Genomic DNA, 22,680 nt, shown 5'->3' on the forward strand with positions numbered 1-22,680 from the left:
CGGCTTTTGTGAGCAGGAGAAAATCAGGGTAACCTGTCAATCGATCAGGTCAAAACCGCAATACGATACCAGCGGTTCAGGGATCCGTATGCCGTCCGGCGTTTGATTGTTTTCCAGCAATGCAGCCATGATACGCGGCAAAGCAAGAGCGCTGCCGTTGAGGGTATGACAAAGTTCTGTCTTGCGGTCGGCATTGCGGTAACGGCATTTCAGCCGGTTGGCCTGATAACTTTCGAAATTGGACACGGAACTCACTTCCAACCAACGCTTTTGGGCAGTGGAATAGACCTCAAAATCGAACGTCAAGGCCGAAGTAAAACTCATATCTCCTCCACAAAGTCGCAGGATACGCCACGGGAGTTCCAGCCTTTCGACGAGGTTCTGTACGTACCGAACCATCTCATCAAGCCGCTCATAAGAATTCTCAGGCTTATCAATACATACGATCTCCACCTTATCGAATTGATGCAGGCGGTTCAGTCCGCGCACATCCTTCCCGTAGGAACCTGCTTCACGACGGAAACAAGCCGAGTAGGCGGTATTCTTTACCGGGAGTTCCTTTTCATCGAGGATCACATCGCGGTAAATATTGGTTACCGGCACCTCTGCAGTAGGGATAAGATAAAGATCATCCAATCCCACATGATACATCTGTCCTTCTTTATCGGGCAATTGTCCCGTTCCGAAGCCTGAATCGCTGTTGACCAGATAAGGAGGTTGCACTTCCGTGAATCCGGCATCGCGCGCGCTATCCAGGAAAAAATTGATCAGGGCACGTTGGAGCCGCGCTCCTCTCCCCTTGTATAACGGAAAACCGGCACCAGTGATCTTCACTCCCAATTCAAAGTCGATCAGGTCATATTTTTTAGCCAGTTCCCAATGCGGGAGGGCATCATCGTCGAGCGACGGAATCTCTCCCCCACTCCGTTCAACCAGGTTGTCCTCGGCTGTCCGTCCCGCTGGTACGGAATCGTGCGGTAGATTGGGTATAGTAACCAACAGAGCCTCTATTTTTTGTTCTGCTTCTTTCAATGTGTCACCAAGCTCTCCGGAGGTCTCTTTCAGCAATCGCACTTTCTCCCGCGCAGCATCCGCCTCCCCCTTGTTTCCCTCTTTCATAAGCTGGCCGATCGACTTGGAAATAGTATTGATCTCGCCAAGGGCAGCGTCGAGATGAGTCTGCGTCTTGCGCCGTGTGTTATCCAGATCGATGATCTGACTGATGATCTCCCTGCCATCGAAATGTTTTTTCGACAGCTGCCGTATAACCTCTTCCGGATTTTCGTTGATTGTTCTGAGTGTAAGCATAAAACTGTTAATTGACCCGCAAAGGTACAAAAATTCCGGCATGGAAAACTGCCGGAATAAAATTTAATTCAGCGTTCAATCGAGAACGTCAAAAAGAGAACCTTAAAATAACTGAAAATGGAGACTTTCGCGTAATTCCCTCTCCTTTTGTTTTTTCTGTTGATAGTAACGGGATACATAATAGGCAAAACCAACAAAAATCCCTACTATCAGCAAATCTTTAATTGTATTATCCTTCATAATTTTATTATAGTTGAGAAATTAGAACTCAGAAATTGGAATTCAGAAATTAGAACTTAGAAGTAAAGAAGACCCGTAATCAATTACTAATTACTAATTACCAATGAATCAATAAATTTGAATCCCTTGTCTTGATTCCTAGCTCTTTTGTCTTTACTTTTTGTTCTTTATTCTTTGTTCTTATATTATAGATGCAAAAAAGAGAAAAAGGTTGCATCAATTCTGAAAAATTTTCACTTTTTCTTAATTGTATAGTCATTATTTATCATTTCCGCTATAAAAACATCCCTGCTTTCTTCTGTCACCTTATAGCGTTCATCGGGACGTTCCCCTACGATCCATACGATCTCATCCCCCGAAAGCAGTATCCATGCATTTTCTTTCTCCTTCAGATTGTATTTACGATCGGTGAAATAATCACTCACTTTCTTCCTGCCTTTCATTCCGAAAGGGATAAACCAGTCTCCCTCTTTCCATCTCCTCAATGTTAACGGAAACAACAACTTACCGGCATCGGCATACAAAAAACGCCTGTTCTTCTCTATGGAGAGAGGCATCTTTTCTTTCCGGATTTTCAGATGAAGGGGTTCGATGATCTCTTCCGTCTCCGAATCGATATAAACAGCCTTTTCGCCAGTCCCAGCATCAGCTATCTGATCGAGGATAAAAAAATCACGATCCTTTATCAAACGATAATTCTTTGAATAGAAAACTTTTCCGGAAGCGCTCTCCATGCCAAGGTGAATATCATCGATAACCGGCGCCCCAAAACCCAGGGGAGAGAGAATTTCAAACAGTACCGACCGGGGCGAGGGCGTTTTCCGAAGCATTGCGATATCTATTTTATGGTCACGGAACAATTCCCTTACTGTGTCCCGCATAGAAGCACTGTAAATCTTTTCCGCTTCGGAAAGGTTCCGGGAAGTACGCCAAACAGCATCTTTCACCGACGGATTTAGTTTCTCGAGTTGAGGAATGATATTCAACCTGAGCGAATTCCGCAGATAAATATCGTCATCGTTAGTGCTGTCGAATACGTAAGGCATATCCCTCCCAATGATATATCCTTCAATTTCGGCACGTGTCACACACAGGAGAGGGCGCACCACATACCTGTTTCTAGGCATGATGCCTGTCAACCCTTTGATACCGGTACCCCGGATCAGGTTCAGTAAAACAGTTTCCACCGAATCGTCCTTGTGATGCGCTACGGCTACAGCCTCAGCATCATACTGGCAGCGGATAATCTCAAACCAGTCGTAACGCAGTTCCCGAGCCGCCATCTCAATAGATATCTTTTTGTCGGTCGCATATTGGGTAGTATCGAAATCGATGGAGGTAAAGGGAATATCGATGCCTTTGCACCACCTTTTCACAAATTCTGCATCACGGTTTGATTCCTCACCGCGCAAATGAAAATTACAATGAGCGGCCACACACTGATATCCCAGTAGGGTAAGCAGATCGAGCAGCACCATCGAATCCATCCCGCCGCTCAACCCCACTACGACTGTGGCGTCGGACGTCAGTAGTTTCTCTTTTTCGATGAACCGGCGTACCCTGTCGATCATTTTTCTGAAAATGGTTTATCAAGCAAAAGTACTAATTTAACCTTTATCCTACTGCCATTTCAAACAAATCTTTCACTAAAGTTAGACATTTTGAATCACCTTCGCTCCTCAATTTTCAATTCTGCGCCCGGCAAAACAAATAAATTTGACTTTGTCTTCTTCCTTCGCATCTCATCAAAATCCAAACAAGTTTATCCTTTGATTTCGGTTTGTTGTCAGTTGTTCTGCTCTTGCTTAACGAAAATGTTCGCTGAAAACTGGCATAAATAGTAATAAAATATCTATTTTTGTAGTGTATACAGGTTTATAAGATTCAACAGAATGATAGAAAAGATAGAGGCTCTGCTCTCTGAAATAAAGCAATTGACGGTCTCTGCCCCGGAAGAGATAGAGACGGCACGTATAAAATACCTGAGTAAAAAAGGGAGTATATCTTCCCTGATGGATGATTTTCGCACTGTTCCTGCCGAACAGAAGCGTGAAGTGGGTATGCGGCTGAATGAACTGAAACAGAAAGCGACCGAAAAAATAGAACTATTGAAGAAGCAATTCGAAAACAGCGGTGCAGCGAACAGCGATATCGACCTGTCGCGCACGGCTTATCCCATACCTTTGGGCACACGTCATCCTCTTTCAATCGTTAAAGAGGAGATTTGTGATATCTTCAAACGGCTCGGTTTTTCCATTGCCGAAGGTCCGGAGGTAGAGGATGACTGGCATGTGTTTTCATCTTTGAATTTCGCAGACGATCATCCCGCACGCGACATGCAGGATACCTTCTTCATTCAGAGCGATCCACAGATCGTGCTGCGTACACATACCTCTTCTGTACAGACCCGTGTGATGGAAAAGTCAGATCCCCCGATCCGGATCATCTGCCCGGGACGTGTGTACAGGAATGAGGCGATTTCCTACCGTGCCCACTGCTTCTTCCATCAGGTGGAAGCGCTTTATATCGATAAGGATGTGTCGTTTGCCGATCTGAAGCAAGCGCTGCTCTTTTTTGCCAGGGAGATGTTTGGAGAGCAAACAAAAATACGGCTGCGTCCCTCCTATTTTCCCTTTACCGAACCCAGTGCAGAGATGGATATCTCCTGTAATATTTGCGGCGGAAAGGGCTGTCCGTTCTGTAAACACACCGGATGGGTGGAGATACTGGGATGTGGCATGGTAGATCCCAACGTACTCGAAAACTGCGGTATCGATAGTAAAATCTATTCCGGCTACGCATTGGGAATGGGGATTGAACGTATCACCAACCTCAAATATCAGGTGAAAGACCTGAGGATGTTTTCTGAGAATGACGTCCGCTTTTTAGAACAATTTCAATCAGCTCACTAATCTGTGCTGCGCACGTTATTCGGCTACTGAATAACAATCGAACAACAATTGAATAACTACTGAACAATGATGAGAGTAAAATATTTGATCCTGGCGTTTTTTCTTACGGTCGCCTTCGGTATATCGGCGCAGAAGACAACACGGGTAAACGCTATCAAGGCCAATAACTACGGTGTCATTTATTCATTGCCAAAGACCTCGTTTGAGGTAACGTTATTAGTGAAGAAAACGACTTACCGGAAAGGGGAGTTCTACCCCTACGCACAACGTTACCTGGGAATAGAAAACCCTGTCACTGAAGACAAAATTGTGCACACATTGGAAGATATCTCCATAATAAATAAGGGGATACCCGACAAGAATAACTCTTTTATGGTAGCATTCCGTGCCAAATCCTTAGAACCTTTCGTCCATCTCCGGGAAGACGGAGTGATCGTCACCATCAACGCTGATCCCGAACCTGAGGCGACTCAGATTTTAGAGATTCCCGAAGGGAAGATCCCATCGGGTAATCCGCGCAACTATCTTTCTCAGGAAGCCCTGATGGCCGGCTCTACGGCGAAGCAGGCCGAGTTGGTAGCCAGGCAGATATTCGGGTTACGCACCAGCAGAACAGACATATTGACCGGAGAAGCAGAAAATATGCCTCCTGACGGAAATGCATATAAGGTAGTGATGGATGAGATCAATCTGCAGGAGAAAACACTGACAGAGTTATTTGCGGGCAGCGAAAAGGTCGAATACTTTACTCACAGCTATACTGTTATTCCCGATGAGAGAGGTATTGATCGCAGGGTGATTGGCCGTTTTTCTGAGAAACTGGGACCTGTGGATGCCGATAACCTTGCCGGAGAACCCATTTACCTGTCTCTGGTGAATAAAACCCCAAAGGTAGAGATGCAATTATCCGAACGCGATTTGAAACGATTAGAAAATAAACTCAGTGACGGGATTGTCTACAATGTTCCGGGAAAAGCCGCCTTGACCGTTGAATTCAAAAACACAACGTTGGCAAACAAAGAGGTAGACGTGGTACAATACGGTACCCAGGATGTTCTTGTAAGGAGGATGTTCGATAACACCAAACAGCCGATCAAAGTATATTTCTACCCGGAGTTAGGTGCTATCAAGCAGATTATTCAATAGACATTAGTCGTTTTGAGTCGCCTTCGCTCCTCGATTTTCAATTCTCGCTATGGCATAGCTCAAGCTTGCTTGATCTCTGCTCATTTAGCTTAACGAAAACGTTCAATAAATCTATATATAATTAGAGATTAAAACAGAATTTTATGAGAACCAAGACTAAATTTGCCTTATCTGTAACTATTATTTTTCTTTCCCTCGGATTGGGATTATTGACCAACTGTACCGGAAGAGGAGGTAAAAAATCATCCAGGATAGATTTTGACAGTATTGTGGTGGCACGGCATATCCCACTTTTGCAGGAGAACGATACTACCCTGCCCTATGCCGATGTAAATATTTCTTTTACTTATCCTGTGAAATTCAGGGATAGTGAAAGCCTGGCGCGCTTACAGCAAATATTTCAGGGGACATTCTTCGGCGACAGCAATTATGACTCTCTTCCTCCACAGGAAGCAGTAGATCAATACCTTAAGGAATATACAGATCGGTATCAATCATTGTCGAATTACTATTACGAAGACAAAGCACGCATAGAAGGAAAGATGCCCTCATGGTACTGGTACATCATGAATAACAGCAATAAGATATTGTTTCAAAACGATTCGCTGTTGAGTTATGCCGTTGAGTACAGTGACTATGAGGGTGGTGCGCATGGCTCCTACCGGATCACCTATACCAATATCGACCTGAATGAGCTGGTCACCCTCACGGAAGAAGATCTGTTCGTACCGGGCTATTTCAAGCCGCTTACGGAAAAAATTGTGGCCCAGTTGATGAAGAATTACGATGCGAATGTTCCTGATTCTCTTCTTATGAGGGGATTCTTTACTCTTGAGGATATTGTGCCTAATAACAACTTCTGGCTCGATGCAGAAAATATTCATTACTCTTACAACCAGTATGAGATCGCCCCTTATGCTATGGGAGTTATTGATGTATCGGTACCCTATACCGAACTGTCGGATATATTATTGCCGGATGGTGCTATTTCAAAGTATTTTCTGAAAAAATAAATCAGGGATTTTTCTCTGATTCTACTTATACTTCTAATTGAACAGGGTAATATTGATAAGGGTGCATCATAATATGGTGCACCCCCTCTTCATCTACTTCCCTATTCTGAAATAATCTCAAATCTTCAATTCTGTAACTTAATTTTCCATTTTGAGATATTCAGTTCCACTTTATTCAGGGATTAATTGTTCTTGAATTCAAGGAAAAGGGTAATAAATACATCTTTCCCAATACCTGCCCCATCAGGATCAAAAGCAATGTTGTAATCCAGACGGTTGATCTTGTTCTTGGCAGTAAAACCGACTACCTCCGTTCCGTCTTCTCCTTTTACCACACCACCGTAGACCACATCAAAGGTGACATCTTTGGTAACATCCTTGATCTGGAGCTTACCATGTAACTTGTACTTGTTATCTTCCACCTTTTCGATACCCGTACTTTCAAATGACATGGTAGGGAATCGTTTCACTTCAAAAAAATCAGCACTCCGTAAATGGTCGTCACGCATAGGTATACCGGTATTGATACTTTCCACCTCTACATTAAAAAAGACCCTTGCCGATTCCAACTGATCCGGGCTACCAATAATGGCACCGTCGAATTTGTCGAATCGACCCTGTACAAACGTGATACCGTTATGTTTCACCTTGAAATTCACTGAAGCGTGCGCCGGATCCACTTTATAATTGGATTGCGCCATTAAGCCAAAACAGGCGGTAAAGATGATCGAAAAAAATATTCCTCTCTTCATATGTTATTTTTTAAATTAAAAATAAGGACGATTTATCGATTTGTTGATTTACTGTTTAGCAGATAATAAATCATCGCATCGTTAAATCATCAATTTAATCAATTGATATACTAATTAACATTCAGAAAGCAATGATTGTTCAATCTTTACCCATGTAACTCATTCAAAAGAATTAGTGAAAAATCACTATCTTTGTACAACAAAAGCACCAGCTTGGTTGTTAGTAAAAGCCGGAGGCTTTGTCTCCCGTAATAAATCGGCCATAACGGCCGGAAATGGGCTTTTTCATTACCCTGTTCTTTTATCGCGGGAAAAGTCCAATACAAATAAATATAATGAGTTATGCAAGAATTAGATCAAGATCAAATATTAAGCGAGTTAACTACTCAGGATTATAAATTCGGTTTCACTACCGATGTGGAAACTGAAGTCATTGAGAAAGGGTTGAATGAGGATGTCATCCGGCTGATTTCGGCAAAAAAGGGGGAACCTGACTGGTTGCTCGAATTCCGGTTGAAATCCTATCGCCACTGGTTGACGATGGAAATGCCGGATTGGGCGCATCTGAAGATCCCTGAGATTGATTATCAGGATATCATCTATTATGCCGATCCTACAAAGAAGAAAAGTCCGAAAAGTCTGGACGAGGTAGATCCGGAATTGTTGAAGACTTTTGAACGTCTGGGAATTCCCCTCGAAGAACAGAAGCAGCTTACAGGTGTTGCGGTAGATGCCGTGATGGATAGTGTTTCCATCAAAACCACCTTCAAAGAGGTACTTGCCGAGAAAGGGATTATTTTCTGCTCGTTCAGTGAAGCGGTAAGGCATCATCCTGATCTGGTAAGGAAATATTTAGGAACGGTTGTCCCCTATAAGGATAACTATTATGCAGCGCTGAACTCGGCAGTATTCAGCGACGGTTCATTCGTATATATTCCGGAAGGTGTACGCTGCCCGATGGAACTTTCTACCTACTTCCGTATCAACACGGCCAATACCGGCCAGTTTGAACGTACACTTATCGTGGCCGACAACAATGCTTATGTGAGTTACCTCGAAGGGTGTACCGCTCCTATGCGTGACGAGAACCAGCTCCACGCAGCTATCGTGGAAATCATCGCTCTCGATCATGCCGAAGTGAAGTATTCTACGGTACAGAACTGGTACCCGGGTGATAAAGAAGGAAAAGGCGGTGTCTATAATTTCGTCACCAAGCGTGGTATTTGTAAAGGGGTCCACTCCAAAATCTCCTGGACACAGGTAGAGACCGGATCGGCCATCACCTGGAAATATCCCTCCTGTATTCTGGCGGGAGACTACTCGGTAGGTGAGTTTTACTCGGTTGCGGTTACCAATAACTATCAACAGGCCGACACCGGCACCAAAATGATCCATATAGGGAAAAATACCCGCAGCCGCATCGTCTCCAAAGGGATCTCCGCAGGCAGTAGCCAGAACAGCTACCGGGGATTGGTGAAGGTGACCCAAAAAGCGGAAAATGCACGTAACCACTCGCAATGTGACAGTCTGCTGCTGACCGACCATTGTGGGGCTCACACTTTCCCTTATACCGATATCCACAATCCTACGGCTGTACTTGAACATGAAGCGACCACCTCCAAGATCAGTGAAGATCAGATTTTCTACTGTAACCAACGCGGTTTAGGTGAAGAAGAAGCCATCGGACTGATCGTAAACGGATATGTGAAGGAAGTGGTGAATAAACTGCCGATGGAATTTGCCGTAGAGGCGCAAAAATTACTTCAGATCAGTCTGGAAGGAAGCGTCGGATAAGGCCTTGATGGATTTATCCGACACTCTCCCGACCCTACCAATTGATCGGCTCCATGTTATGAGCCGACAGGTATTCATTGGCCTTGCTAAAGTGCTTATTACCAAAGAATCCCCTATGAGCAGACAATGGCGAAGGGTGTGGTGAATTAAGAATAAGATGCCTGTTCGCATCGATATTAGCCCCTTTTCGCTGGGCATAAGACCCCCAAAGGATAAAAACCAGATGGTCACGCTCTTCAGCTAAACATCTGATGGCGGCATCGGTAAACTCTTCCCATCCTCTTCCCTGGTGTGATCCGGCACGATGCGCCTGCACCGTCAGGGTAGCATTCAGTAGAAGCACTCCCTGTTTCGCCCATCTCGTCAGATTTCCCGAGCGGGGCACAGGTATTCCCAGATCATCCTCTATCTCCTTATAGATATTAACCAATGAAGGGGGGATCTGTACTCCATCATTCACAGAGAAGCATAATCCATGTGCCTGTCCCGGTTCATGATAGGGATCCTGCCCCACTATCACCACTTTCACCTTGTCGAAAGGACAACTGTCGAATGCATTGAAAATCAGCTTTGCCGGCGGATATACGGTTTTAGTAATATATTCTTTCCGCACGAAATCGGTCAATGTCCTGAAATAAGGTTTTTCAAACTCCTGCTGAAGATGCACCTTCCAGCTTTCCTCTATTTTTACATCCATATGCTGTTTTTTGATTAACTTTAGTGACCTCATCCATTCGTTTGTATCAGAATGAGACCTCTAAGGTAATAAGAATTTAGAAGTAAAGAAAAGAGAAGTGAAGAATAAAACCAAGAGGGGAAGCTATCAGATAAGAAAAACGCCTTGTCTTCTGGCTTCGTCTTTCATTTCACGCGGCCAGAGACTGGCCTGGATCTCTCCGATATGTGCTTTGCGAAGATAATACATACAAAGCCTCGATTGTCCTATCCCCCCACCAATGGATAGGGGTAATTCCTCATTCATCAATCGTTGATGGAAATAGAGTGACAGGCGGTCTTCCTTGCCACGCAACTCCAATTGCCGTTTCAGTGCTACAGGGTCTACCCGGATACCCATGGAGGATAGCTCTACCGACTTCTCCAACACCGGGTTCCAGACCAGCAGATCACCGTTTAACCCTAAATAGCCGTCACTGTTTGGGGTACTCCAGTCATCATAATCGGGTGCACGTCCGTCATGCGGTTCCCCATTGGACAATGGCGCACCAATACCTAACACAAAGACAGCGCCATACTCCCGTGTGACAGCATCTTCCTTCTGTTTGGCATCCAGGTCCGGGTATTTCTGCAATAACTCTTCGGAATGAATGAATGATATCTGGGAGGGAAGTTGTGGTTTTATAGCGGGAAATAACTCATAAACAAGATATTCGGTACGGAGCATGGCGGCATAGATCCGTCTGACTACCTGCTTTAGGAACTCTATTGTCCTGTCTTTCTCTCCGATAACTAATTCCCAGTCCCATTGATCTACATACAGCGAGTGAAGATTGTCCAACTCTTCGTCGGCACGAATGGCATTCATATCGGTATATATGCCGAAACCTTCCTCTATCTCGTAATCGGCCAGCGTCAGCCGTTTCCATTTTGCCAGCGAATGCACTATTTCCGCACTCCGGTCACCCATATCTTTGATCGGAAACCGTACCGGCCGCTCTACACCATTCAGGTCGTCATTAATACCCGTTCCACTCTCCACGAACAGAGGTGCGGTAACACGACGAAGCCGCAATTCGGATGAGAGGTTGGCCTGAAAAAAATCTTTGATACTCTTAATTCCCAGTTCCGTCTGCTTCAGGTTCAGAAGCGGTGCGTAACCGGCAGGAATTTGCAGTTTTGACATATTACTTTAATGTGATTTCGATTTTGAATCTACAAAGGTATGATTTTTATTCATTTTGTCAAATAAAAACCGGCTAAAAACATCATTATGACAGATTTCTGGTTAAAAAAGGAACAATTATCATAAAAATCATCTATTAAACAATCATTTTCCCCACAATATCATTTACCGAAGCGATATGATACCGTTCGAGATAGTCGTTAATACCATCTACAATCTTCACCGATGCCGTCGGGTCGATAAAATTATAAGTACCTACCTGTACTGCCGTAGCACCGGCCAGAATGAATTCTATGGCATCCTGCCAGTTACATATCCCTCCCATTCCGATGATAGGGATCTTCACGGCATGGAATACTTCCCATACCATACGTATGGCAATCGGCTTGATACAGGGGCCTGAAAGTCCTCCCGTAATAGTGGAAAGTTTCGGTCTTCTGCTCTCCACATCAATAGCCATCCCCAGGAAGGTGTTGACAAGCGATACAGCATCAGCTCCCTCATTCTCCACGCCACGGGCAATTTCAGTAACATCGGTCACGTTGGGTGATAACTTTACGATCAACGTCTTGGGAAATACTTTACGCACTTCTCTTGTAACCTGAGCTGCCGATTGACAGGAAGTACCGAACGCCATGCCGCCTTCCTTCACATTAGGACAGGAGATATTCAGCTCAATAGCCGGCATCTTGTCAAGATCCGCCAGTTTTTCCGCACAAGCGACATAATCCTCCACAGTAGATCCCGAGACATTCACGATCATATGGGTATCATAGTCCTTTATGACGGGGTAGAGATGCTCCACAAAATAATCTACCCCTTTGTTCTGAAGGCCGACCGCATTGAGCATCCCGGACGGTGTTTCAGCCATTCTGGGATAATCGTTCCCCTGTCGGGGGGCAAGAGTAGTACCCTTCACGAAAACACCTCCCAGGCGTCCCAAATCAATAAAATCGGCATATTCCGTTCCGTATCCGAATGTGCCGGAAGCGGTCATCACCGGGTTTTTCAGTCTTAAATCTCCTATATATACTTCTAATCCAGCCATGTAAGTTTAATTTTATTACACTATTTGAGTCGCCTTCGCTCCTCGATTTTCAATTTTCGGCTATGGTATATTCGAGTAAACTTAGTTGTTTTCTACGCTCAACAAACGGAAAACTTGTTTTCCCTTTGTGTTCGCTTATCGAAAACATTCTAAGCAAGTTTAGTCTTTGCTCATTTAACTTACCAAAATAATTCTTTAATGTTAAAAACAGGCCCTTCTGTACAGGTGCAGATATTTCCTCTGACTGTTTTCTCCACACAGCAGAGGCAGGCACCAAAACCACATGCCATCAGATTCTCGAGTGAAGCCTCGCATTCGATGCCATGCTCATGGGCATACTTTGCTACGGCTACCATCATTGGTTTCGGACCGCAGGTATAAATAAAATCATATTTTTTTTCTTTCAGCACGGAATGATGGGTTACAAACCCTTTCTCACCGAACGAACCGTCTTCGGTAGTACAATAGAGCGTACCGTACCGTTCGAAATCTGTCCGTTGCAGGATATCTTTTGCCGAACGTCCGCCTAACAGAAATTCGGGTTCGATACCGCTCTCTTTCATTTTCTTACCGAGAAAAAGCATCGGGGCAGTCCCCACTCCTCCGCCTATCAACAGGTATTTGCCGTTCCTTTCAGGCAGGGTAAACGAGTTGCCAAGCGGATAGATCAGGTTCATGATCTCTCCTTCATTAATGCTACAGATCTTCTCCGTCCCTTCACCTATTTTTTGGATCAAAAGCCATATCTCGTTTTTTTCCTTATCGACAAAATTGATAGATATGGGCCTTCTTAAAAAGACATGGGGTGAATTATCGACCAGTATCTGCACAAACTGTCCGGGTTGCATCTCCGGCAATATTTCGTTGCCAGAAGGTGCTACCTTTATCAGATGATTCTGGTCGTTCAGGGCTTCGTTGGAGCGAACAGTAAAATCGAGTACTTGCATGTAAATTGTTTAATCCTTTCTCTAAATCTATAACATCAAAAGTGATCCTTCCACTGATATGACGGATAAGGACACCCGTTGCTCGGGATAATATCCTTTATTAAGTACAAAAATACATCTTAATTTTCATACGACAATATTTATTTTCAACGCCAAGGTTGTATGACAATTGAAAACATTGACCCCCAAAAGTCAAACAAAAAACTTTTGGGGGTCGTTACAATTACTTTTATAAACCGGTTATTCTCTTTCCGGAACTATCCAGAGGAAAACAGATTTACCATCCACCGAAATTTGTCCATCCGGTTTCCAGTCACCCATATCAAAAGCATGAGAAACTACGCGGCTACCGGGTTTCATCTCAGACAGAATCTTCGGCATCAACTTCAGATTTACATCCGGCAGAAGATAAAGCGTCAGCACAGAAGCTTTACTGAAGTCAAAATCAAAAAGATTGCCCTCATGGAATGTTACCTTGTCTTCCACGCCTGCCTCCCGGGCATTCTCATTGGCCTCTTTGATCCTTTCCGGATTAAGGTCTACTCCAATCCCGGTCGCACCGTATTTCTTTGCCGCAGTGATTACAATGCGTCCATCTCCGCATCCCAGATCATAAACAACATCTCCTTTGCCCACATTGGCAAGGTCGAGCATACCATCCACTACATTCTGTGGTGTGGGTACGTAAGGTACATCCAACTCAATTTGTTGTGCATTCAGCTGCATTGCTCCGCACAAAAATAGCAATGTAATAAGATAATTCATTGATTTCATAGGTTTTGACTTTTTAAAATTTTACATATCAGGGCGTTTCCGCCTTTTATTTTTGAAAGAAAGAGACTCCCCATCCGACCAATAAGACAGCTACTCCTACCAGTGCACCTGTTCCGGTGACAGAAAGGCTGGAATAGAGCATATAGGCACAAAGAGCGACGAACAGAAAGGGGATAACCGGATATAACGGTACTTTAAAAGGGCGCGGAACATCCGGATGTTTTTTCCTCAGGACGAACAGACTCACACCGGTACATAGAAAGAAGAACCAAAAGACGGGTGCGGTAAAATCGACCATAGCTTCAAAACCGTTGCGGGTAAATGCACCAAAAACGATCAGTGCCACAGCGATCACTCCCTGCAATATCAATGAATTGACAGGTGATGATTTTTCTTTGTTCCATTTTCCCAGAAATGCCAGAGGAGAGAAATCCTTTCCCAATGCATAGTTAGATCTGGCCCCTGTAAAGATAGTCGTATTAAGAGAGGTAAGAGCAAAAAGCGAGACCAACAGACCGATCAGTATCACTCCCTTTTCACCCAGCGTAGCCCGCATCATATCTACTCCTACAGCCTCTGAAGCTGCCATCCCGCTTAGCCCCAGCACATTCAGAAAGGCAAGATTCATCAGCAGATAGATCAGTGTGATAATCAAAATACTGACAATCAGCACCAGCGCCATCTTCCGACTGCCGGTCTTTAATTCGGCAGAAATGTATGCCGCTTCATTCCAACCGCCGAACGTCAACAGCACAAAGATAAGTGCCAAGCCTATCGATGCATTGGATGAGATACCGGTATCTACAGACTGCATTGAGGACTGCACCGTTGTGGTTGGTTCTACTAAAAATCCGGTCAGGACAATGATCAGAATCCCGACAATCTGTAATGCCATGAATAGCTTCTGGAAACCTGTACCAAAACGGATACCCAATATATTCACCAATGTGAGGGAAACTACAATGCCCGCAGCGTAAAAGGCGGAAGAATAGGCTCCCAAAGGGAGAACTTCGGCGAGGTAGTCACCCGCAATATAGGCCAGCAGGGCAATGGATCCTGTTTGTGTGACCGTAACGCGGGACCAGGCAAACAAAAAAGAGAATCTTTTTCCAAAGGCGGTTTTCAGAAAGTGATAATCGCCGCCGGCATTGGGGAAAGCTGAACTCAGTTCGGAATAACAAAGGGCGCCGGTCAGAGAAATGACACCTCCCAGTATCCATGCAGCAGCAAACCAGTATTGATCGGGGGAGTTGGCCGCAACGACCGAAGGTGTTCGGAAAATTCCTGCACCAATTACAATTCCCACAATAAGGACTATAGCATCAATCAGTCGCAATGCCGGTGCTGGCGCAGCCAGGTCTGTAAGTCGATCTTTTTCTTTCATCGGGCAACACATTTTAAAGTATGTCCGGTGGTTACATAAACGAAAGGCTCCCGCCACAGGTCCTGTCAAAAACAGGAAACGGTTCGCCTTTCTTCATCGACAGCAATATGCCGAGTATACAAATACCGAAAAATCAAAGATATGAATATTCACAGCAAAGAAAAGTATCCTTTTTAAATGTTTAACTTTTTTATGAAGCTATTTCGAAAAGAAGCAACGAGTGTATTTGTTTTCTTATCATATTACATTAAGGGACACATATCCCTATTTCAGATGAGGCCCAAAGACCTCAAAAGTATTGTCATTGTAATAGATAATTATCTGTGTAATTTTTCGATCATTGCTTTTCAAAGGCACAACAGGTTTGTTTTCTGATGATTGATTACCATTATCAACCTGTTTAAACCCTATTTCTTTCGATTTTTCAATAGTTTCCGACACTTTGGCTGCATTCGGAGCATCCTGATTGAATAAATCAGGCTCTGCCAAAGGAGAGTTGCCATTAAATCCTTCTTTGTACATGCTACCGGTACCATTGATCAGCCATTCGGTATTGATATAGTTCATTTCACTCAGGATCTTAGTGACAACATCGAGGCTGGGGTTATTTCTACCATTGAGGATATGAGAAATAATAGCCCGGTTGATCTGTAGCCTGTCTGCAAATTTTGCAGGTGTCAGGTTTTCTTTTTCCATGATCAGTTTGATACGATCCTTCATACAATCATCTTTTAGGTATTATTAGAACGATGGCAGTCTATTTTATTACAAAAGTAACGATACAAATGTATAATAAATCATTCACAAATGAAAATCATTGTGAAATATAATTGTAAATTACAAATGTTTACCGGATGATTTACAATTATATTCCGGCATGAGCGCAATTCTTGAAACAATCACTGAACAGATTAGACTATTAATTTATTTTAGTTTTATAATAAACTCATATTTATGAATATAGTTATCAAACAATCTTTATTTTTTAACATTAAGATGAGTCAAATACCTGTTTATAACGATCACATCTATTTTTTAAGTTTATAAATCATCTATAATTATCTTTTTTATAGATATATATCCTAATAATATAATCTAATACTAAATTGTTAATCCTCAAAATACAGAAATGTAATCACTTTTCAGTTGTAAACAATATATCGATTAAACAAATGTATCAACCTCTATTATTTACTTTTGTAAAAAGCACTCACTTACTCATAGTATACATTTGTTTGTTAAAAATTATTATCTACAGAATTTACAAAGCTATTTTCCGTGAGAATCGCATAAATTCGTACGGAATTGTGGCAAAAGGCAGAAGAGACTACTCCAGGATACTCTAAAATTGTATATCTATTTGATAACTATAGAGTTTAATGCTATTTTTTCTGTATATATTTTACTTCTGAAAAAAATATTGAAAGGAATGAACTGTTTGTTCTCCATCACTGTTTAATAATGAGACTATTTCGATAGTGATGAACACCGAGGAAAAACTTGTGTAGACTATATCGAACATAGAAAATGTCTAATGTGATTATTTAAACAGATTAAATATGCAATTATCTACTATAAAATTTTGGATTGTCTTAATATTAATTTTTACCGCTATACAAGGTAACGGTCAGGGAAGACAAAACCAACCCTTGCAAACAGCAGAAAGCGCAGGAAATAATCAGAATATGGAAGCAAGAAAAACGTTACACGATTTCACTGTAAAGGATATAGATGGGAACGATTTCAGCCTGGCCTCCCTGAAAGGGAAAAAAGTGCTGGTAGTAAATGTAGCTTCAAAATGCGGACTGACTCCCCAATATGAACAACTGCAGGAACTTTATGAGAAATACCGGCATCTGAATTTTGTAGTTATCGGTTTTCCGGCCAACAATTTTATGGGACAGGAACCGGGTTCCAATCTTGAAATCAAAGAATTTTGTACCGCCAATTACGGCGTAACCTTTCCCATGATGGAAAAGATCAGTGTAAAGGGTAAAGATCAGGCACCTTTGTACAAGTGGCTTACGAAGAAATCAGAGAATGGAGTAATGGATCAAAAGGTAACCTGGAATTTTCAGAAGTTTATGATCGATGAAGAGGGACATCTGGTAGATGTTGTGATGCCGAAGGAAAGCCCTATGAGCGACAAGATACTGAATTGGATCACCGGGAGTTAGGATTAGTGCATAATCCTGTACACCAGCTCTTTTAATAGATCTCCTTGCGAAGCTGACACATTATCCACACCTTTCGACCGGGCGTCGAATGTACGCAGGTCTGAAATGATTTCCATTACTTTTTGAGCGTTGTAATTATGCAGGCCTGTCATATAATCACGTACAAAATAGGCTGATCTCATATTCAGTGCGTTCATAATGCTTTGTTCATCTTTACGCGGCAACCAGAAGCATTCCAGCAGATTACTGAAATAATTGAACAACACGGCGATCGTGGCCATCATCGGGTTCTCTTTCGGATTCTTATCAAAGTAATCCACGATCCGGTTGGCTGCCACTACATTTTTGGAAATAATGGCTTTCTGTAGTTCAAAATTGTTGTAATCCTTACTGATACCCACATTTTTCTCTATCAATGCGGATGTAATACGACGTTCCCCTTCGGGAAGAGAAACCTCTAATTTCTGAAGCTGAGGGATCAACTTACTGATATCATTTCCCACAAAATCAGTCAGCATCTGTGCCGACTTTTCATCAATACCTATTCCTTTCTCTTTCAACCAGGACTGGATAAATGCCGGTATCTGGTTTTCATACAATTTCCTGGATTCAAATACCTCTCCCGTTTTAAGTATGCTTTTGACTACAGCTTTCCGCTTATCGACCGTGCCGTGCTTGTAATTGATTACCAGGATAGTGGAAGGCATCGGATTCTTGGCATAGAGATCGAGTAACTCGAATTTGTCGAGATTCTGAGCCTCTTTCACAATAATAAGCTGATATTCTGCCATCATAGGGAAACGGCGTGCTGAGGAGATGATAAGGTTGACATCGGTATCCACTCCGTAGAAAGTAAGCATATTGAAATCTTTCTCCGTTTCAGTCAGCACTGTATCGGAAAGCAAATCGGTCAGTACATCTATGAAATAAGACTCATCTCCCATAAAGAGATATATTGGTTTGAACCGACGTTGCAGAATATCGTTACGGATAGCATGAAAGGATGATTGTGTGGATGCAGCCATTGGTTGATGTGATAATTCGATGATTTACTGATGTGATAATTAGTTAGTGAGATTATTATGCCAATGGGACTGATGAATGAATGTATTGGCAGGATAATGTATTGACGACGCGGGGTTACCAGTCGAACCGCAAATGTTTGATGGTAGAGCCTCTGTTCATAATGGATGAAAGCGATTTGATCCCTATTTTCACATGCTCTTCAACAAAATTTTCGGTAATATGCTGGTCGCTCTTCTCGGTCTTCACACCGGTAGAGATCAGCGGCTGGTCAGACACGAGCAGTAGTGCTCCCGTAGGGATACGATTAGCAAAGCCACAGGTAAAAAGCGTAGCCGTTTCCATATCTACTGCCATGGCACGTATCTGCCTCAGGTAATTCTTAAAATCATCGTCATATTCCCACACGCGGCGATTGGTGGTGTAGACAGTACCTGTCCAGTAGTCACGGTTAAAGTCGCGTACATTGGAAGAAACCGCCCTCAGGAGGCTAAACGCCGGTAGAGAGGGCACTTCGGGCGGGAAATAGTCATTCGACGTACCTTCGCCACGAATAGCGGCAATAGGCAGAATATAATCACCCAGTTCGCTCCTCGATTTCAATGCGCCACATTTTCCCAGGAAGAGCACTGCCGAAGGCGATACCGCGCTCAGCAGATCCATGATGGTGGCGGCATTGGCACTACCCATTCCGAAATTGATGATGGTGATACCGTTGGCAGAAGCGTTGGGCATATTGGCGTCTAAACCGACTATAGGAGCATTGAAATGATCGGCGAAAATCTCGACATACTTTTGAAAGTTAGTCAATAAAACAAATTTGGTGAATTCATCAAGTGACCTTTTCGTATATCTGGGGAGCCAATTCTCCACAATTTCCTGTTTTGTTTTCATACGATCTCACATAAAAAAGGTAATTTTGTGCCGGCTATACCGTTATTCTGCAAACAAAGATACAAATGTGCGATTTAAATTTGCCATCTTTCGATACAAAAATCCGTAAAAAGGGCGAGGGGTTGGAGATCTTCGATCCTCTACGGAAAAAATATGTGACGCTGACTCCTGAAGAGTGGGTACGCCAGCATTTTGTCCAGTATCTGATTTCTGAGAAACAATTTCCCGGCTCGCTGATAGCCAACGAGGCGGGAATTAAACTGAACTCGCTTTCAAAAAGATGTGATACGGTGGTCTACAACCGCAGGCTTGAACCGGTAATGATCGTGGAGTACAAAAGACCGGACGTAATCATAACACAAGAGGTATTCGACCAGATCACCCGGTACAACAGCGTATTAAAAGTTCCTTATATCGTTGTGTCCAATGGGTTAGTACACCATTGTTGCCACATGGACTATGAACAGCAGTCCTATCGTTACCTTACAGAAATCCCCACTTACCAGGAATTAAAAGTGAATAGTGAATAGTGAATAATGAAGAAGTTGAGAAGTGAAGAAAATCAACTTTCCCAGAAATAGGGACAAGTTCCTGAAGAATCGGGACAAGTTATCCTGACTTGTCGGGATCGCCACATCAACCTAATCACTTTCCCACCTTCCTACTTTCCCCCAATTAATAGCTTTCTTCTACCGAAGGGAAATCGGTCGATTTGACGTCGCTTATGTATTGCTGGACAGCAGTAGTGATCTCATCAAAGAGATTAGCGTAGCGGCGCAGGAAACGGGGTGAAAAGCCTTTGTTCAACCCCAGCATATCATGCATCACCAGCACCTGCCCGTCCACCTGAGCACCGGCCCCAATCCCTATCGTCGGAATAGTCAGTTCGGCCGTCACTTCGCCTGCCAGTCCTGCCGGAATTTTTTCCAACACGATGGAGCAGCATCCTATTTCCTGCAACAAACGGGCATCCTCCATCAGCTTGGCGGCTTCCTCTTCTTCTTTGGCGCGTACGGCATAGGTTCCGTATTTGTTAATCGATTGCGGCATCAGGCCCAGGTGCCCCATCACCGGAATACCGGCATTCAGGATGGCCTTGATCGATTCGAGGATCTCTTTCCCTCCCTCCAGCTTCAGGCAATCGGCCTGCGTCTCCTTCATGATCTTCACCGCATTGCCAACCGCCTCGTAAGGATCTCCCTGATAACTGCCGAAAGGCATATCCACAACCACCATTGCCCGCTTTACTGCGTTCATCACTGACTTTCCATGATAGATCATCTGCTCTACCGTCATCGGTAAGGTGGTAGTGTTTCCCGCCATCACATTAGAAGCCGAATCCCCTACCAGGATCACATCAATACCGGCCTGATCGATTACAGATGCCATGGAATAGTCATAGGCTGTGAGCATTGATATTTTTTCGCCCTGTTGCTTCATCTCGCGCAAACGGTATGTAGTTACTTTCTTCTGGTTGGCGGTGGTAAGATACCCTTTTTTATCTTCTGACATCTTTACAGTTTTAATGGTTTACTTGAAAATGAGTCTCACGTTTTCTATTGCAAAGGTAGTGCTTTTACAGATTCTTTTCACATTTTCTACCTGTTTTCAAAATGCACGATCCATCCATGCTTTTAATCTGCGGCACAAAAAAGCCGAGACTGAATATTGTCCCGGCCTCTTTTGACAGAAATTCATTATTTATTTCATAAGTTAGTCGTTTTGAATCGCCTTTACTCTTCGATTTCCAATTCTCGCTATGACATAGTACAAGCAAGCTTGTCCTCTGTGCTCATTTAGCTTAACGAAAACGTTTAAAACCTGTACCCTAAAGTAAGCAATCCTCTGATAGAATTGTTTTTCAGGGAGAAGGGAGCTGCATCTACTTCAAGAGCATCATTGATATAATAGTTGGGGAAAGGATACAGATCATCTTTTTGAGTTTTATAGACAATCGCCATATCAAGATAGAAATTCCTGTTGAAACGGTATCCTAATCCTCCGGTAAAGTAATGAGTGTCACCCTCTATACGGTGTATAGTATTTGAACCGGCAATGACCGCATCACCGAATTCCACCAGATCAGCATCATAAGGGTTTTGCATCCATGCATATCCCAACCGGCCGGAGAATTGAGGAGTAATACGGTATTCCATCCCCGCTTTCACGGTCGATGTCAACTTGTGATCCTGCGAAATGATTTCGTTATCGCCATCATACCAGGCAGGATCGTCCGAAGAGTTGGAAGGAAGCCTCAATTTCATCTTACTGTAATCCACCAATTCATAATCCAGGCTGGCAATAAAATTATTACCCAACACGGTTGCCACGCTGGCTACTATCTTTCCGGGTGTCTTCAGATCGTAATCGTTATAGAACTTGGCTGAATGGATACCCCCTTCTTCATAACCCACATCATAAGAGGGAAGGTATGATTCGATATTTTCCAGCATTTCAGCCTGATAAGTCTCCGACAACGCGTACCAGGTAGGTGTATGCCAGGCCAGACCGAACCGCAAAGCGTTCACCGGCCGGTAGATTGCTCCCAACTTGGCACCCACTCCTGCACCTTTGACAGTCATCCAATTGTTCAACGTGTATCCACCATCGTTAAAATCTTCATCAAAACGTGAATCGAGACTATAGAATATATCCTTGATAGAAAGCGACACACCAAGGTTCAGCACATTATTGATAGTAGTCCCCACGGTGAAATCATAATTATCTATATAACCTCTTTCACGCGTATCGATTCCAGCAAACGCTATCTCTCCCCTCGTATCCAACGGAATAAGATTTCTCCCGCTCTGATCGGGATGAAGAAGAAACGCATTACGCCCAAGCACCGGCAACCATGGCTGCGATAAGAACGGGTCATACTCATCTTCAATCCATTCCAGGTCATCCGGACTCCCGATAATACCATCATTCAATTTACCCTGGTAGTCATTGTAAATATAATCGAGCAGGGTACCACGGGAGTCTCCCATTGCTGAAACCCTCTTATCGAACGATTTCAGCTTATTGTAAGAGAATCCGAAGTTGATCAGCGGCATCACGTCGTTTCTCAACGGGAAGTAGCCTACAAATCCAATATTATCTATATTGAAATCGGTTCTATTGGCTTTCTGGTCTCCCACAACCGAACCCTCTTTCATCAGATTCATCGTACCCGTCACTTCAGAGCTACGATACACTGCTATACCGGCAGGGTTAACGGAGACACCGGTCATGTCGCCCCCCAAGGCGCCGAAGGCTCCTCCCATCGACATAGCGCGGGCGGTCCCATGGAGATCTTCCCGTGAAAATCGTAAGGCATCGATCTCACTCTGGGCAAACAGAGGTGCCGTTAATACGAATAATGAAAAAAGAATATAAGTGATCTTCTTCATAATGATTTAGCATTT

At 43.5% G+C, this 22,680-nt stretch carries 21 protein-coding genes; 6 read left to right on the top strand and 15 right to left on the bottom strand.

The window, feature by feature from the left end; all coding sequences use genetic code 11:
- Positions 1–36 precede the first annotated feature (36 nt).
- The 3 genes from serS to tilS all read right to left on the bottom strand — a co-directional run bounded on the left by serS (position 37) and on the right by tilS (position 3,119).
- Positions 37–1,308 carry a serine--tRNA ligase gene (gene serS / locus F597_RS0116330; protein ID WP_019540835.1) on the bottom strand — a complete coding sequence of 424 codons (1,272 nt, stop codon included), beginning with the start codon at positions 1,306–1,308 and terminating at the stop codon, positions 37–39.
- Positions 1,309–1,410: 102 nt separating this feature from the next.
- Complete coding sequence (locus F597_RS22635; RefSeq protein WP_019540836.1) at positions 1,411–1,548, bottom strand: hypothetical protein; 138 nt, start codon at positions 1,546–1,548, stop codon at positions 1,411–1,413.
- A gap of 233 nt (positions 1,549–1,781) precedes the next feature.
- Positions 1,782–3,119 carry a tRNA lysidine(34) synthetase TilS gene (tilS, locus tag F597_RS0116340; RefSeq protein ID WP_019540837.1) on the bottom strand — a complete coding sequence of 446 codons (1,338 nt, stop codon included), beginning with the start codon at positions 3,117–3,119 and terminating at the stop codon, positions 1,782–1,784.
- A 321-nt stretch (positions 3,120–3,440) separates the two neighbouring features.
- On the opposite strand from tilS, the gene pheS reads away from it, so the two are divergent.
- The 3 genes from pheS to F597_RS0116355 all read left to right on the top strand — a co-directional run bounded on the left by pheS (position 3,441) and on the right by F597_RS0116355 (position 6,619).
- Positions 3,441–4,460, top strand: a complete 1,020-nt coding sequence (gene pheS, locus F597_RS0116345) for a phenylalanine--tRNA ligase subunit alpha (RefSeq protein ID WP_019540838.1) — start codon at positions 3,441–3,443, stop codon at positions 4,458–4,460.
- 66 nt (positions 4,461–4,526) lie between these two features.
- Positions 4,527–5,606, top strand: coding sequence for a DUF4831 family protein (locus F597_RS0116350; protein ID WP_019540839.1), 1,080 nt, complete (start codon positions 4,527–4,529; stop codon positions 5,604–5,606).
- Between the two features lie 143 nt (positions 5,607–5,749).
- Positions 5,750–6,619 carry a DUF3298 and DUF4163 domain-containing protein gene (locus tag F597_RS0116355; RefSeq protein ID WP_019540840.1) on the top strand — a complete coding sequence of 290 codons (870 nt, stop codon included), beginning with the start codon at positions 5,750–5,752 and terminating at the stop codon, positions 6,617–6,619.
- A gap of 182 nt (positions 6,620–6,801) precedes the next feature.
- On the opposite strand, the gene F597_RS0116360 is transcribed toward F597_RS0116355, so the two are convergent.
- Positions 6,802–7,371 carry a YceI family protein gene (locus F597_RS0116360; protein ID WP_019540841.1) on the bottom strand — a complete coding sequence of 190 codons (570 nt, stop codon included), beginning with the start codon at positions 7,369–7,371 and terminating at the stop codon, positions 6,802–6,804.
- A 342-nt stretch (positions 7,372–7,713) separates the two neighbouring features.
- On the opposite strand from F597_RS0116360, the gene sufB reads away from it, so the two are divergent.
- The gene (gene sufB / locus F597_RS0116370) at positions 7,714–9,165 is read left to right on the top strand and encodes a Fe-S cluster assembly protein SufB (RefSeq protein WP_019540843.1); all 1,452 of its coding nucleotides are present in this window, start codon (positions 7,714–7,716) and stop codon (positions 9,163–9,165) included.
- 34 nt (positions 9,166–9,199) lie between these two features.
- Here the strand turns inward: sufB and ung are convergent, their stop codons facing one another.
- The 7 genes from ung to F597_RS0116405 form a co-directional block, all read right to left on the bottom strand.
- Entirely contained in the window at positions 9,200–9,862 is a 663-nt protein-coding gene (ung, locus tag F597_RS0116375) for a uracil-DNA glycosylase (RefSeq protein ID WP_019540844.1), read from the bottom strand.
- A gap of 126 nt (positions 9,863–9,988) precedes the next feature.
- A complete protein-coding gene (gene asnA / locus F597_RS0116380) occupies positions 9,989–11,026 on the bottom strand; it encodes an aspartate--ammonia ligase (RefSeq protein WP_019540845.1) in 1,038 nt (345 codons plus the stop codon).
- 136 nt (positions 11,027–11,162) lie between these two features.
- Entirely contained in the window at positions 11,163–12,074 is a 912-nt protein-coding gene (locus tag F597_RS0116385; protein WP_019540846.1) for a dihydroorotate dehydrogenase, read from the bottom strand.
- Positions 12,075–12,253: 179 nt separating this feature from the next.
- Complete coding sequence (locus F597_RS0116390; protein WP_425413908.1) at positions 12,254–13,027, bottom strand: dihydroorotate dehydrogenase electron transfer subunit; 774 nt, start codon at positions 13,025–13,027, stop codon at positions 12,254–12,256.
- 234 nt (positions 13,028–13,261) lie between these two features.
- Positions 13,262–13,795 (bottom strand): SAM-dependent methyltransferase, encoded by a 534-nt coding sequence (locus F597_RS0116395; RefSeq protein WP_019540848.1) that lies wholly within the window; start codon positions 13,793–13,795, stop codon positions 13,262–13,264.
- Positions 13,796–13,841: 46 nt separating this feature from the next.
- Entirely contained in the window at positions 13,842–15,179 is a 1,338-nt protein-coding gene (locus F597_RS0116400; RefSeq protein WP_019540849.1) for an APC family permease, read from the bottom strand.
- A gap of 264 nt (positions 15,180–15,443) precedes the next feature.
- Positions 15,444–15,899: a helix-turn-helix domain-containing protein gene (locus tag F597_RS0116405; protein WP_019540850.1), complete on the bottom strand. Its 456-nt coding sequence runs from the start codon at positions 15,897–15,899 to the stop codon at positions 15,444–15,446.
- Positions 15,900–16,864: 965 nt separating this feature from the next.
- Between F597_RS0116405 and F597_RS0116410 the strand changes: the two genes are divergently transcribed.
- A complete protein-coding gene (locus tag F597_RS0116410) occupies positions 16,865–17,356 on the top strand; it encodes a glutathione peroxidase (RefSeq protein ID WP_026327552.1) in 492 nt (163 codons plus the stop codon).
- 2 nt (positions 17,357–17,358) lie between these two features.
- On the opposite strand, the gene holA is transcribed toward F597_RS0116410, so the two are convergent.
- Positions 17,359–18,381 (bottom strand): DNA polymerase III subunit delta, encoded by a 1,023-nt coding sequence (holA, locus tag F597_RS0116415; RefSeq protein ID WP_019540853.1) that lies wholly within the window; start codon positions 18,379–18,381, stop codon positions 17,359–17,361.
- Positions 18,382–18,496: 115 nt separating this feature from the next.
- The gene (locus F597_RS0116420; RefSeq protein WP_019540854.1) at positions 18,497–19,273 is read right to left on the bottom strand and encodes an AMP nucleosidase; all 777 of its coding nucleotides are present in this window, start codon (positions 19,271–19,273) and stop codon (positions 18,497–18,499) included.
- A 65-nt stretch (positions 19,274–19,338) separates the two neighbouring features.
- Here F597_RS0116420 and F597_RS0116425 point away from each other — a divergent pair, with 65 nt between their 5' ends.
- Positions 19,339–19,803, top strand: a complete 465-nt coding sequence (locus F597_RS0116425) for a type I restriction enzyme HsdR N-terminal domain-containing protein (RefSeq protein WP_019540855.1) — start codon at positions 19,339–19,341, stop codon at positions 19,801–19,803.
- A gap of 145 nt (positions 19,804–19,948) precedes the next feature.
- On the opposite strand, the gene panB is transcribed toward F597_RS0116425, so the two are convergent.
- Together panB and F597_RS0116435 are read right to left on the bottom strand one after the other, a co-directional pair.
- Entirely contained in the window at positions 19,949–20,785 is an 837-nt protein-coding gene (panB, locus tag F597_RS0116430) for a 3-methyl-2-oxobutanoate hydroxymethyltransferase (protein ID WP_019540856.1), read from the bottom strand.
- A 302-nt stretch (positions 20,786–21,087) separates the two neighbouring features.
- Complete coding sequence (locus F597_RS0116435; protein ID WP_019540857.1) at positions 21,088–22,665, bottom strand: OmpP1/FadL family transporter; 1,578 nt, start codon at positions 22,663–22,665, stop codon at positions 21,088–21,090.
- Positions 22,666–22,680 lie beyond the last annotated feature (15 nt).

It is taken from the genome of Proteiniphilum acetatigenes DSM 18083 (genome assembly GCF_000380985.1).
GTDB lineage: Bacteria > Bacteroidota > Bacteroidia > Bacteroidales > Dysgonomonadaceae > Proteiniphilum > Proteiniphilum acetatigenes.

What these genes read in the sequence shown, in the direction of transcription:
- serS (WP_019540835.1), bottom strand. Translation starts at nt 1,308, where the DNA reads ATGCTTACACTCAGAACAATCAACGAAAATCCGGAAGAGGTTATACGG.
- F597_RS22635 (WP_019540836.1), bottom strand. Translation starts at nt 1,548, where the DNA reads ATGAAGGATAATACAATTAAAGATTTGCTGATAGTAGGGATTTTTGTT.
- tilS (WP_019540837.1), bottom strand. Translation starts at nt 3,119, where the DNA reads ATGATCGACAGGGTACGCCGGTTCATCGAAAAAGAGAAACTACTGACG.
- pheS (WP_019540838.1), top strand. Translation starts at nt 3,441, where the DNA reads ATGATAGAAAAGATAGAGGCTCTGCTCTCTGAAATAAAGCAATTGACG.
- F597_RS0116350 (WP_019540839.1), top strand. Translation starts at nt 4,527, where the DNA reads ATGATGAGAGTAAAATATTTGATCCTGGCGTTTTTTCTTACGGTCGCC.
- F597_RS0116355 (WP_019540840.1), top strand. Translation starts at nt 5,750, where the DNA reads ATGAGAACCAAGACTAAATTTGCCTTATCTGTAACTATTATTTTTCTT.
- F597_RS0116360 (WP_019540841.1), bottom strand. Translation starts at nt 7,371, where the DNA reads ATGAAGAGAGGAATATTTTTTTCGATCATCTTTACCGCCTGTTTTGGC.
- sufB (WP_019540843.1), top strand. Translation starts at nt 7,714, where the DNA reads ATGCAAGAATTAGATCAAGATCAAATATTAAGCGAGTTAACTACTCAG.
- ung (WP_019540844.1), bottom strand. Translation starts at nt 9,862, where the DNA reads ATGGATGTAAAAATAGAGGAAAGCTGGAAGGTGCATCTTCAGCAGGAG.
- asnA (WP_019540845.1), bottom strand. Translation starts at nt 11,026, where the DNA reads ATGTCAAAACTGCAAATTCCTGCCGGTTACGCACCGCTTCTGAACCTG.
- F597_RS0116385 (WP_019540846.1), bottom strand. Translation starts at nt 12,074, where the DNA reads ATGGCTGGATTAGAAGTATATATAGGAGATTTAAGACTGAAAAACCCG.
- F597_RS0116395 (WP_019540848.1), bottom strand. Translation starts at nt 13,795, where the DNA reads ATGAAATCAATGAATTATCTTATTACATTGCTATTTTTGTGCGGAGCA.
- F597_RS0116400 (WP_019540849.1), bottom strand. Translation starts at nt 15,179, where the DNA reads ATGAAAGAAAAAGATCGACTTACAGACCTGGCTGCGCCAGCACCGGCA.
- F597_RS0116405 (WP_019540850.1), bottom strand. Translation starts at nt 15,899, where the DNA reads ATGAAGGATCGTATCAAACTGATCATGGAAAAAGAAAACCTGACACCT.
- F597_RS0116410 (WP_026327552.1), top strand. Translation starts at nt 16,865, where the DNA reads ATGGAAGCAAGAAAAACGTTACACGATTTCACTGTAAAGGATATAGAT.
- holA (WP_019540853.1), bottom strand. Translation starts at nt 18,381, where the DNA reads ATGGCTGCATCCACACAATCATCCTTTCATGCTATCCGTAACGATATT.
- F597_RS0116420 (WP_019540854.1), bottom strand. Translation starts at nt 19,273, where the DNA reads ATGAAAACAAAACAGGAAATTGTGGAGAATTGGCTCCCCAGATATACG.
- F597_RS0116425 (WP_019540855.1), top strand. Translation starts at nt 19,339, where the DNA reads ATGTGCGATTTAAATTTGCCATCTTTCGATACAAAAATCCGTAAAAAG.
- panB (WP_019540856.1), bottom strand. Translation starts at nt 20,785, where the DNA reads ATGTCAGAAGATAAAAAAGGGTATCTTACCACCGCCAACCAGAAGAAA.
- F597_RS0116435 (WP_019540857.1), bottom strand. Translation starts at nt 22,665, where the DNA reads ATGAAGAAGATCACTTATATTCTTTTTTCATTATTCGTATTAACGGCA.